Source organism: Serratia sp. P2ACOL2 (genome assembly GCF_003691565.1).
GTDB lineage: Bacteria > Pseudomonadota > Gammaproteobacteria > Enterobacterales > Enterobacteriaceae > Serratia > Serratia liquefaciens.
This window is the reverse complement of sequence record NZ_CP033162.1, coordinates 4,487,413-4,500,161: the sequence shown is the minus strand read 5'-3', so window position 1 is coordinate 4,500,161 and position 12,749 is coordinate 4,487,413. Positions and strand designations below refer to the sequence as shown.

General features: G+C 54.7%; 7 protein-coding genes. 6 read left to right on the top strand and 1 reads right to left on the bottom strand.

The genetic code is table 11. The features are described from left to right. Positions 1-54: 54 nt before the first annotated feature. Positions 55-1,434: an amino acid permease gene (locus EBA31_RS21695; RefSeq protein WP_046372651.1), complete on the bottom strand. Its 1,380-nt coding sequence runs from the start codon at positions 1,432-1,434 to the stop codon at positions 55-57. Between the two features lie 633 nt (positions 1,435-2,067). On the opposite strand from EBA31_RS21695, the gene pdhR reads away from it, so the two are divergent. From pdhR to acnB, 6 genes are all read left to right on the top strand, one after another. Next, positions 2,068-2,832: a pyruvate dehydrogenase complex transcriptional repressor PdhR gene (gene pdhR / locus EBA31_RS21690; RefSeq protein WP_020828585.1), complete on the top strand. Its 765-nt coding sequence runs from the start codon at positions 2,068-2,070 to the stop codon at positions 2,830-2,832. A gap of 165 nt (positions 2,833-2,997) precedes the next feature. Further along, the gene (aceE, locus tag EBA31_RS21685; RefSeq protein ID WP_020828584.1) at positions 2,998-5,661 is read left to right on the top strand and encodes a pyruvate dehydrogenase (acetyl-transferring), homodimeric type; all 2,664 of its coding nucleotides are present in this window, start codon (positions 2,998-3,000) and stop codon (positions 5,659-5,661) included. 14 nt (positions 5,662-5,675) lie between these two features. Continuing rightward, entirely contained in the window at positions 5,676-7,556 is a 1,881-nt protein-coding gene (gene aceF / locus EBA31_RS21680) for a pyruvate dehydrogenase complex dihydrolipoyllysine-residue acetyltransferase (RefSeq protein WP_020828583.1), read from the top strand. A 233-nt stretch (positions 7,557-7,789) separates the two neighbouring features. Then, a complete protein-coding gene (gene lpdA / locus EBA31_RS21675; protein WP_020828582.1) occupies positions 7,790-9,214 on the top strand; it encodes a dihydrolipoyl dehydrogenase in 1,425 nt (474 codons plus the stop codon). Positions 9,215-9,419: 205 nt separating this feature from the next. Beyond that, positions 9,420-9,563, top strand: a complete 144-nt coding sequence (locus EBA31_RS26855; protein WP_153263149.1) for a hypothetical protein — start codon at positions 9,420-9,422, stop codon at positions 9,561-9,563. Positions 9,564-10,129: 566 nt separating this feature from the next. Further along, the gene (acnB, locus tag EBA31_RS21670) at positions 10,130-12,727 is read left to right on the top strand and encodes a bifunctional aconitate hydratase 2/2-methylisocitrate dehydratase (RefSeq protein WP_046372654.1); all 2,598 of its coding nucleotides are present in this window, start codon (positions 10,130-10,132) and stop codon (positions 12,725-12,727) included. Positions 12,728-12,749: the final 22 nt, after the last annotated feature.

The window sequence follows — 12,749 nt, the reverse complement described above, 5'->3', positions numbered from 1 at the left end:
CTAAAAAAATGGCCCGCAGTTTTACACTGCGGGCCATTTTGTTTTTGGCGTGAACTAGCTGCGGCTGGTTGCGCTCATTGCACGCTGGCTACGTTGCTTGACGATATAGCCAATGGCCAAAATTGCCACCCAAACCGGGATCAGCAACACCGAGATTTGAATGCCCGGCGTCAGGTACATGATCACCAGGATGCCGGCCATAAACACCAGGCACAGGTAGTTGCTGAACGGATACCAGAAGGCCTTGAACTTCGGCTCTACGCCTTCGCGGTTCTTGGCTGCGCGGAACTTCAGGTGCGCCAGGCTGATCATCGCCCAGTTGATCACCAGCGCCGAGACCACCAGCGCCATCAGCAATTCGAATGCGCGACCGGGGATCAGGTAGTTAATCAGCACGCAGAACGCCGTGGCCGTGGCGGAGACGGCGATAGCGATAACCGGTACGCCGCGGCCGTCCACCTTCAGCAGGCTCTTCGGACCGTTGCCTTGCTTCGCCAGGCCGTACAGCATGCGGCTGTTGCAGTAAACGCAGCTGTTGTACACCGACAGGGCGGCGGTCAACACCACGATGTTCAGCACGGTTGCTACCAGGTTGCTGTTCAGCGCGTGGAAGATCAGCACGAACGGGCTGCCGCCTTCCACCACTTTGCCCCAAGGGTACAGCGACAGCAAAATGGTCAGTGAGCCGATATAGAACAGCAGGATGCGGTAGATCACCTGGTTGGTGGCTTTGGGAATGCTTTTCTGCGGGTTGTCGGCCTCCGCGGCGGTAATACCCACCAGCTCGAGCCCACCAAACGAGAACATGATCACCGCCATTGCCATCACCAGCCCCATGATGCCGTTCGGGAAGAACCCGCCCTGTGCCCACAGGTTGGTTACGGTGGCTTCCGGGCCGCCCAGGCCGCTGAACAGCAGGTAGGCACCGAACACGATCATGCCGATAATCGCCACGACTTTGATGATGGCAAACCAGAATTCCATCTCGCCGTAGACCTTAACATTCGCCAGGTTGATGGCGTTGATGGCCAGGAAAAACACCGCCGCCGATACCCAGGTTGGGATCTCCGGCCACCAGTACTGCACATAGATACCGACCGCGGTCAGTTCCGCCATCGCCACCAATACATACAGCACCCAGTAGTTCCAGCCGGAAGCAAAGCCGGCAAAATTGCCCCAGTATTTATAGGCGAAGTGGCTAAAGGAACCGGCTACCGGCTCTTCCACTACCATTTCACCCAGTTGGCGCATGATCAGAAATGCGATAAAGCCGCCAATGGCATAGCCGAGAATGACCGAAGGACCGGCCATTTTTATTGTTTGCGCGATCCCGAGAAATAGCCCGGTACCAATAGCGCCCCCTAGAGCAATAAGCTGAATATGGCGGTTTTTCAGGCCGCGCTTCAGCTGGTCGCCATGCTGTTGACCATCCATCAATGAAACCCTCTGTCGTTGCAGAATTACTCACATGCTGTAAAGCAGTGGTTACGATGTGTGTTTTATTTTATTTACGGCGTTATATCTATTAATTCCACGGAGCCGCTACCGTTTGGCAAAGAATAATGTTATGCGCGTCAGTTTGCACCTGCTTTATAGGGTGAGTGATTAAGATTTCAGCAGTTTAGGAAACAAAATGCGGGTTGTGTGACGGCAGGGGGGATTCAGTGCATGAAATAAGCAGCAAATCACATAATGCGCAAAAATAATTTAGCGCTGGTCACTTTGGTTCGGCGAAATATTGACCGGTTGAGCGCACCTTATGCGCTGCAAATAGCTATTCGTTAAAGCTTAATAAACATGCAATAAAATCCTGCCTTTGATGCTTCAGTCTGCCTGACGGCAGGTTTCGCAAAAGTTAAATCAAAAACCTACCTCGTAAATGGTATTACCAAGCGTGCGTTAGCGGTTTGCAGCAGCTCTGGTATTGAGGTGTTAAAATGTGCGGGTAACCTGATTTCGATCAAGGCCCATATGGACAGGAGGTGAATACTTTGTTACTTTACCGTCACGTTTTTGAAATTGGTATTACCAATTGACTCCGCGCCATTCGCAGAGAAGAATTCACCCATGGCCTACAGCAAAATCCGCCAACCCAAGTTGTCAGATGTTATCGAGCAGCAGCTCGAACACCTGATCCTCGAGGGAACACTGCGTCCAGGCGAAAAACTGCCACCGGAGCGCGAGCTGGCGAAACAATTTGATGTTTCCCGTCCTTCTCTGAGAGAGGCCATCCAGCGCCTGGAAGCCAAAGGGCTGCTCCTGCGCCGTCAGGGCGGTGGTACCTTTGTGCAAACTAATCTGTGGCAGAGCTTCAGCGATCCTCTGGCTGAACTGTTGGCCGACCACCCTGAATCACAATTCGATCTGTTGGAAACCCGTCATGCCCTCGAAGGCATTGCTGCCTATTACGCGGCGTTGCGCGGCACCGACGAAGATCTGGCGCGCATCCGCGATTGCCACATTGTGATCCAGCAGGCCCAGGAAAGCGGCGATCTCGACGCCGAAGCCGACGCGGTCATGCAGTATCAAATCGCCGTGACCGAAGCTGCCCACAACGTTGTGTTACTTCACCTGCTACGCTGCATGGGGCCGATGCTGGAACAGAACGTACGTCAGAACTTTGAATTGCTCTACTCGCGCCGTGAGATGTTGGCAAAGGTGAGCAGCCACCGCGCCGGAATTTTTGAGGCGATTGTGGCACGCGAGCCGGAAAAGGCCCGTGAAGCCTCGCACCGCCATTTGGCGTTTATCGAGGAAATCTTGCTGGATCTCAGCCGGGAGCATACTCGGCGCGAGAGATCGCTACGGCGTCTCCAGCAACGCAAGGATTAAGAGCGTTCTCTTCAGGGCACACCAGCCTGCGGAGCTTTCGTTCGAAGTGCTTAGTTAAGCATTTAAGCGGCAACTAAACTGATGGGCCTGTCTTCGTGTGTTTTGCCTCAGAACACAGGAAGACAGGCTCCAAAACAAACCATTAGACAGATAAGGAATACCACCATGTCAGAACGTTTAAACAATGACGTGGATCCGATCGAAACCCGCGACTGGCTGCAGGCGATCGAATCGGTCATCCGTGAAGAGGGTGTTGAGCGAGCTCAGTTTCTGATTGATCAGGTATTGGGTGAAGCCCGTAAAGGCGGTGTTAGCGTTGCAGCCGGTGCTGCGGCTCACAACTACGTCAACACCATCGCGGTGGAAGACGAACCTGCTTACCCTGGTAACCTGGATCTTGAGCGTCGTATCCGCAGCGCTATCCGCTGGAACGCGGTAATGACCGTGCTGCGCGCTTCCAAGAAAGATCTGGACCTGGGCGGCCACATGGCTTCCTTCCAATCTTCCGCGACCTTCTATGAAGTCTGCTTCAACCACTTCTTCCGTGCACGCAACGAGCAAGACGGCGGCGATCTGGTTTACTTCCAGGGCCACATCTCTCCGGGCGTTTACGCACGTGCCTTCCTTGAAGGCCGCTTGACCGAAGACCAAATGAACAACTTCCGTCAGGAAGTTCACGGTAAAGGCCTGTCTTCTTACCCGCATCCTAAACTGATGCCTGAATTCTGGCAGTTCCCAACCGTTTCCATGGGCCTGGGCCCAATCAGCGCCATCTACCAGGCGAAGTTCCTGAAATATCTGGAACACCGTGGCCTGAAGAACACCTCTGCTCAGACCGTTTACGCCTTCCTGGGCGACGGTGAGATGGATGAGCCGGAATCCAAAGGTGCGATCACTATCGCCACCCGTGAGAAACTGGACAACCTGGTGTTCGTCATCAACTGTAACCTGCAACGTCTGGACGGCCCAGTCACCGGTAACGGCAAGATCATCAATGAACTGGAAGGTATCTTCTCCGGCGCAGGCTGGCAGGTACTGAAAGTGATTTGGGGCGGTCGTTGGGACGAACTGCTGCGTAAAGACACCAGCGGCAAGCTGATCCAGCTGATGAACGAAACCCTGGACGGCGACTACCAGACCTTCAAATCCAAAGACGGCGCTTACGTACGTGAGCACTTCTTCGGCCGCTTCCCGGAAACCGCCGCCCTGGTCAAAGACATGACCGACGACGAAATCTGGGCGCTGAACCGCGGTGGTCACGATCCGAAGAAAGTCTTCGCTGCACTGAAAAAAGCGCAGGACACCCAAGGCAAACCAACCGTTATCCTGGCCCATACCATTAAAGGTTACGGCATGGGTGAAACCGCGGAAGGTAAAAACATCGCTCACCAGGTGAAGAAAATGAACATGGAAGGGGTTCACCACTTCCGCGATCGTTTCAATGTGCCAGTTGCCGATGCCGACATCGAAAAACTGCCGTACATCACCTTCGAGAAAGACTCTGAAGAGTACAAATACCTGCACGAACGCCGTCAGGCGCTGAAAGGTTATGTACCGACCCGTCTGCCAGCCTTCACCCAGAAGCTGGAAATGCCGGCTCTGGAAGACTTCAGCTCACTGCTGGAAGAGCAGAACAAAGAAATCTCCACCACCATCGCCTTCGTGCGTGCCCTGAACGTGATGCTGAAGAACAAGTCGATCAAAGATCGTCTGGTTCCAATCATCGCTGACGAAGCGCGTACCTTCGGTATGGAAGGTCTGTTCCGTCAGATCGGTATCTACAGCCCGAACGGTCAGCAATATACCCCGCAGGACCGTGAGCAGGTTGCTTACTACAAAGAAGACGAAAAAGGTCAGATCCTGCAGGAAGGCATCAACGAACTGGGCGCAGCATCTTCATGGCTGGCCGCAGCGACTTCCTACAGCACCAACGATCTGCCGATGATTCCGTTCTACATCTACTACTCGATGTTCGGTTTCCAGCGTATCGGTGACCTGTGCTGGGCAGCAGGCGACCAACAGGCGCGCGGCTTCCTGATCGGCGGTACTTCAGGCCGTACCACCCTGAACGGTGAAGGTCTGCAGCACGAAGACGGCCACAGCCACATTCAGTCTCTGACTATCCCTAACTGTATCTCTTACGATCCAGCTTATGCATACGAAGTGGCAGTGATCATGCACGACGGTCTGGTCCGCATGTACGGCGACGCGCAAGAAAACGTCTACTACTACATCACCACGCTGAACGAAAACTACCACATGCCGGCCATGCCGCAGGGCGCAGAAGAAGGTATCCGCAAAGGTATCTACAAGCTGGACACTCTGGCAGGCAGCAAAGGCAAGGTTCAGTTGCTGGGTTCAGGTTCTATCCTGCGTCACGTACGTGAAGCGGCGAAGATCCTGGCAGACGATTACGGCGTGGGTTCTGACATCTACAGCGTGACTTCCTTCACTGAACTGGCGCGTGATGGCCAGGACTGCGAGCGTTGGAACATGCTGCACCCAACCGAAACTCCACGTGTACCGTACATTGCTCAGGTGATGAACGATGCGCCGGCGGTTGCGTCTACCGACTACATGAAGCTGTTTGCAGAACAGGTTCGTACTTACGTTCCAGCCAGCGACTATCGCGTACTGGGTACTGACGGCTTCGGTCGTTCAGACAGCCGCGAAAACCTGCGCCACCACTTTGAAGTTGACGCTTCTTACGTTGTGGTTGCTGCACTGGGTGAACTGGCTAAACGCGGTGAAATTGAAGCTTCTGTGGTAGCTGATGCGATTAAGAAATTCGACATCAACCCAGAAAAAGTTAACCCGCGTCTGGCATAAGAGGTACAGAAGAAATGTCTATCGAAATCAAAGTACCGGACATCGGTGCAGACGAAGTGGAAATCACCGAGATTCTGGTGAAAGTGGGCGATAAAGTTGAAGCTGAACAATCGCTGATCACCGTTGAAGGTGACAAAGCTTCCATGGAAGTCCCTTCCCCGCAGGCGGGTGTGGTTAAAGAGATCAAAGTTGCCGTCGGTGATAAAACCGAAACCGGCAAACTGCTGATGATCTTTGAAGCGGAAGGGGCGGCTCAGGCCGCACCTGCTGCCAAGGCTGAAGAAAAACCGGCTGCGGCACCTGCTGCTCCGGCTGCCGCGGCTGCCAAAGACGTTGCCGTACCGGACATCGGTGCTGACGAAGTGGAAGTGACCGAGATCCTGGTGAAAGTGGGCGACAAGGTGGAAGCCGAGCAGTCCCTGATCACCGTTGAAGGCGACAAGGCTTCCATGGAAGTCCCTGCACCGTTCGCAGGCACCGTGAAAGAGATCAAAATCGGCACTGGCGACAAAGTCACCACCGGTTCTCTGATCATGGTATTCGAAGTGGCTGGCGCAGCTTCTGCTGCCGCTCCGGCTGCGACTGAAACGCCTGCTGCTCCAGCGGCACCGGCTGCCTCTGCGGCCAAAGACGTTGCCGTACCGGATATCGGTGGCGATGAAGTAGAAGTGACCGAAGTGATGGTGAAAGTGGGCGACAAAGTTGCCGCTGAGCAGTCACTGATCACCGTTGAAGGTGACAAGGCTTCTATGGAAGTGCCGGCACCGTTCGCAGGTACCGTGAAAGAAATCAAAATCAGCGCCGGCGACAAAGTGAAAACCGGCTCCCTGATCATGGTGTTCGAAGTTGAAGGCGCTGCACCAGCGGCTGCTCCTGCTCAAAAAGCAGAAGCAGCGCCGGCACCGGCTGCCAGCGCGGCACCAGCCAAACAGGCTGCTCCAGCTGCCAAAGGTGAGTTCGCCGAGAACGACGCTTATGTGCATGCCACCCCGGTCATCCGCCGTCTGGCGCGTGAGTTCGGTGTAAACCTGGCGAAAGTGAAAGGTACCGGTCGTAAAGGCCGCATCCTGCGCGAAGACGTTCAGACTTACGTGAAAGACGCGGTCAAACGTGCAGAAGCGGCGCCAGCTGCTGCTGCCGGTGGCGGTCTGCCAGGCATGCTGCCATGGCCGAAAGTGGACTTCAGCAAGTTCGGTGAGATCGAAGAAGTTGAACTGGGCCGCATCCAGAAAATCTCGGGTGCCAACCTGAGCCGTAACTGGGTGATGATCCCGCACGTGACTCACTTCGACAAAACCGACATCACCGATCTGGAAGCTTTCCGCAAGCAGCAGAACGAAGAAGCGGCCAAGCGTAAGCTGGATGTGAAGTTCACCCCGGTGGTGTTCATCATGAAAGCCGTTGCTGCCGCTCTGGAGCAGATGCCGCGTTTCAACAGTTCTCTGTCCGAAGATGGTCAGAAGCTGACGCTGAAAAAGTACATCAACGTCGGTGTTGCGGTTGATACGCCAAACGGCCTGGTGGTTCCGGTATTCAAAGATGTGAACAAGAAGAGCATCACCGAACTGTCCCGTGAGCTGATGGCTATCTCCAAAAAAGCGCGTGACGGTAAACTGACCGCCGGCGAAATGCAGGGTGGCTGTTTCACCATCTCCAGCCTGGGCGGTATCGGGACAACTCACTTCGCGCCGATTGTGAACGCGCCGGAAGTGGCTATCCTGGGTGTCTCCAAGTCTGCTATGGAGCCGGTCTGGAACGGTAAAGAGTTCGTGCCGCGCCTGATGATGCCAATGTCGCTCTCCTTCGACCACCGTGTTATCGATGGTGCAGATGGTGCGCGCTTTATTACCATCATCAACAACATGCTGGCTGATATCCGCCGTATGGTGATGTAATGAAAAAAGGGCGCAGCATGCTGCGCCCTTATCGCTTCTGTAGCAGTTTTGTCGGTTTTTGCACGACTCGACAAAATTGTTGAGACACGGGTCACTCGAACACGCTTTGCAGATTATTAACAATTCTGTAAACTGCTCGCGGTGTAAGCGTCCCGGTGGATGAAGGGCGTTATGAGATCGATTAGCAATAAAAATGACGTCTGACCCGCCGGACAATCAATTAAGAGGTCATGATGAGTACTGAAATTAAAACTCAGGTCGTGGTACTTGGGGCGGGCCCGGCAGGTTACTCTGCTGCCTTTCGTTGCGCTGACTTAGGTCTTGAAACCGTTCTGGTTGAACGTTATTCCACGCTGGGCGGTGTTTGCCTGAACGTGGGATGTATCCCTTCCAAAGCACTGCTGCACGTAGCCAAAGTGATCGAAGAAGCCAAGGCGCTGGCCGAGCACGGCATCGTTTTCGGCGAGCCGAAAACTGACATCGACAAAGTGCGCGTCTGGAAAGAAAAAGTCATCAATCAGCTGACCGGCGGTCTGGCTGGCATGGCTAAAGGCCGTAAAGTGAAAGTGGTTAACGGCCTGGGCAAGTTCACCGGCGCTAACACCCTGGTTGTTGAAGGCGAAAATGGTCCAACCACCATCAACTTCGACAATGCCATCATCGCTGCAGGTTCTCGTCCGATCCAACTGCCATTCATTCCTCATGAAGATCCACGCGTGTGGGACTCTACCGATGCACTGGAGCTGAAAACTGTCCCAGAGCGTCTGCTGGTTATGGGCGGCGGTATCATCGGCCTGGAAATGGGCACCGTATACCATGCGCTGGGTTCACAGATCGACGTTGTCGAAATGTTTGACCAGGTGATCCCGGCGGCTGACAAAGACGTGGTGAAAGTCTTCACCAAGCGCATCAGCAAGCAGTTCAACCTGATGCTGGAAACCAAAGTGACCGCGGTAGAAGCCAAAGAAGACGGCATCTATGTCACTATGGAAGGCAAAAAAGCGCCTGCAGAACCACAGCGTTATGACGCGGTGCTGGTGGCTATCGGCCGCGTGCCGAACGGTAAGCTGCTGGAAGCGGGTAAAGCCGGTGTGGAAGTTGACGAGCGTGGCTTCATCAACGTCGACAAACAGCTGCGTACCAACGTGCCGCACATCTTCGCTATCGGCGACATCGTCGGTCAACCGATGCTGGCGCACAAAGGCGTGCATGAAGGCCACGTTGCCGCTGAAGTTATTGCCGGCATGAAGCACTACTTCGACCCGAAAGTGATCCCATCGATCGCTTACACCGAGCCGGAAGTTGCCTGGGTGGGTCTGACCGAGAAAGAAGCGAAAGAAAAAGGCATCAGCTACGAAACTTCCACCTTCCCGTGGGCAGCTTCTGGCCGTGCTATCGCTTCCGACTGCGCAGACGGCATGACCAAACTGATTTTCGACAAAGAAACTCATCGTATCATCGGTGGCGCGATTGTCGGCACCAACGGTGGCGAGCTGCTGGGTGAAATCGGTCTGGCTATCGAGATGGGTTGCGACGCAGAAGACATCGCGCTGACTATCCATGCTCACCCAACCCTGCACGAATCCGTAGGCTTGGCGGCAGAGATCTTTGAAGGCAGCATCACCGATCTGCCTAACCCGAAAGCCAAGAAGAAGTAATTCTGCTGGTTTGAAAGGTGAATAAGCGGCTCCTGAAAAGGGGCCGTTTTTTTATGCACGGCATCCAGGTAAAAGGCCGCTCGATGAGCGGCCAGTAGCTTACTTGTTCTGGAATATCACGTTGAACGTGAGGCTGTTGCCGTTAACCGACCAACCGCCTTTGCTTACGCCAAACGCCGATCCCAGTACAATGAGCAGGATAAACATGGAACTCCCTTTCATTGCGCGATCCTTGTGGAACCACGACCACCGCGACTTCACCGGAAAAATCCCGGCGGAACAAGCGCTTTGTGGCGCCTGTATCGCAGTTGTTGCAGCACTGTTCTCAAGCCCGATGACCGACTGCTAAACCGGCAGAACAGACCCGGCTAAATATTACGTTGAAATGAATTTTCAGACATTCTTTTTGTTGATTTTTTAATCATCGTTGCGCACAATGTCCCTGCTTTGTGGCGCTTGTATCGTTCTTAACGATGTAAGAAATCCGTGAGGTGCCTGCTAACACCGAACGGAACAACAGAACCGCCTTAATGGCGGTTTTTTTGTGCCTTCCGCTCTCAAATTTTACTATTTGCGACCAATAACCATTGTAAGAGAATGGTTATTGTGTTGTGCTCGTCAGGCTGATGTATGTTGGGAACGGAACCTTCCTGCAGCCCCGTCGGGCCTGTGTCGCAGCCGATTACACTGCGCTCAACGATTCAGCAAAGATTTAATGTTGCTTTTATGTGAACGAATTAACAACCAATTCAAATCCTGATATGCTGGCTGAGCGGAACCGGGCACTGTACTTACAGTCCAGGACATCGACAGCAGTGCCCCGTCAGGATCAATGGCATCAACACCGTGCGCTAAACCCGGTTTGAATAGAGAACGCCAGGCACAATAAATGACAATGAGAGCGAGGAGAATGTCGTGCTAGAAGAATACCGTAAGCACGTAGCCGAGCGTGCTGCAGAGGGCATCGTCCCTAAGCCGTTAGACGCCACCCAAATGGCAGCGCTGGTTGAATCATTAAAGAATCCGCCAAAAGGCGAAGAAGAATTCCTGTTAGACCTGCTGATTAACCGTGTGCCACCGGGCGTCGACGAAGCCGCCTATGTAAAAGCCGGTTTCCTGGCAGCCATCGCCAAAGGCGAAGCGACCTCCCCCCTGATTACCCCCGAGAAAGCCGTAGAGCTGTTAGGCACCATGCAAGGTGGCTATAACATTCATCCGCTGATCGACGCGCTGGATAACGAAAAATTGGCTGCGATTGCCGCCAAAGCGCTGTCCCATACGCTGCTGATGTTCGACAACTTCTACGACGTGGAAGAAAAAGCCAAGGCGGGTAACCCGCACGCCAAGCAGATTATGCAGTCCTGGGCCGATGCCGAGTGGTATCTGTCTCGTCCGCAACTGGCGGAAAAAATCACCGTTACCGTATTCAAAGTCACCGGTGAAACCAACACCGATGACCTGTCGCCGGCTCCGGATGCCTGGTCACGCCCGGATATCCCACTGCACGCTCTGGCGATGCTGAAAAACGAACGTGAAGGCATAGTGCCGGATCAGCCGGGCAGCGTTGGGCCTATCAAGCAAATCGAACTGCTGAACAAGAAAGGTTTCCCGCTGGCTTACGTCGGTGACGTTGTCGGCACCGGTTCTTCTCGTAAATCCGCCACCAACTCGGTGCTGTGGTTTATGGGCGACGATATCCCTTACGTGCCTAACAAGCGCGGTGGCGGTGTAGTGCTGGGCGGTAAAATCGCGCCTATCTTCTTCAACACCATGGAAGATGCCGGTGCATTGCCGATTGAAGTGGACGTCAATGACCTGAACATGGGCGACGTGATCGACATTTACCCGTACAAGGGTGAAGTGCGCAACCACGAAACCGGTGAGCTGATTGCCAACTTCGAACTGAAAACCGACGTACTGCTCGACGAAGTGCGTGCCGGTGGCCGTATTCCGCTGATCATCGGTCGCGGTCTGACCACCAAAGCGCGTGAAGCGCTGGGCCTGCCGCACAGCGACGTGTTCCGCATTGCCAAAGAAGTGGCTGTCAGCAGCAAAGGCTTCTCCCTGGCGCAGAAAATGGTTGGCCGCGCCTGTGGCGTTGCCGGCGTGCGCCCGGGCGAATACTGCGAGCCCAAGATGACCTCTGTCGGTTCACAGGACACTACCGGCCCGATGACCCGTGACGAGCTGAAAGATCTGGCTTGTTTGGGCTTCTCCGCCGATCTGGTGATGCAGTCGTTCTGTCACACCGCTGCGTACCCGAAACCGGTTGACGTGACGACCCACCACACGCTGCCGGACTTCATCATGAACCGTGGCGGCGTGTCGCTGCGTCCGGGTGATGGCGTTATTCACTCCTGGCTGAACCGTATGCTGCTGCCGGATACCGTAGGCACCGGCGGTGACTCCCACACCCGTTTCCCAATCGGTATCTCCTTCCCGGCGGGTTCCGGCCTGGTTGCCTTTGCCGCCGCTACCGGCGTGATGCCGCTGGATATGCCAGAGTCTGTCCTGGTGCGCTTCAAAGGCAAGATGCAGCCTGGCATTACTCTGCGTGACCTGGTACACGCAATCCCTTACTACGCCATCCAGCAGGGCCTGCTGACCGTAGAGAAGAAGGGCAAGAAGAACATCTTCTCCGGCCGCATTCTGGAGATCGAAGGCTTGCCGGATCTGAAAGTCGAGCAGGCATTCGAACTGACTGACGCTTCGGCCGAACGTTCCGCTGCCGGCTGTACCATCAAGCTGGATAAGGCACCGATTGAAGAGTATCTGAACTCTAACATCGTGCTGCTCAAGTGGATGATCTCCGAAGGCTACGGCGATCGTCGTACCCTGGAGCGTCGTATTCAGGGCATGCAAAAATGGCTGGCGGATCCGCAACTGCTGGAAGGCGATGCGGATGCAGAATACGCTGCGGTGATCGACATCGATCTGGCAGAGATCACTCAGCCAATCCTGTGTGCACCAAACGATCCGGATGACGCGCGTCTGCTGTCCGACGTGGCCAACAGCAAGATCGATGAAGTGTTTATCGGTTCCTGCATGACCAACATCGGCCACTTCCGCGCGGCCGGCAAGCTGCTGGATCAGCACAAAGGCCAGTTGCCGACCCGTCTGTGGGTGGCTCCGCCAACCAAGATGGATGCGGCTCAGTTGACCGAAGAAGGCTACTACAGCGTATTCGGCAAGAGCGGTGCACGTATCGAGATCCCAGGTTGTTCACTGTGCATGGGTAACCAGGCGCGCGTGGCCGACGGTGCGACGGTGGTTTCCACCTCGACCCGTAACTTCCCGAACCGTCTGGGGACCGGTGCCAACGTGTATCTGGCTTCTGCAGAACTGGCGGCGGTGGCTTCGCTGCTGGGTCGTCTGCCAACGCCGGACGAGTACCAGACGTACATGGCACAGGTCGATAAGTCAGCGGCGGATACCTACCGTTATCTGAACTTTGACCAACTGGGTCAGTACACGGAAAAAGCCGACGGCGTGATCTTCCAAACCGCTGTTTAAGTCGCTATATTGCGCAACTGTT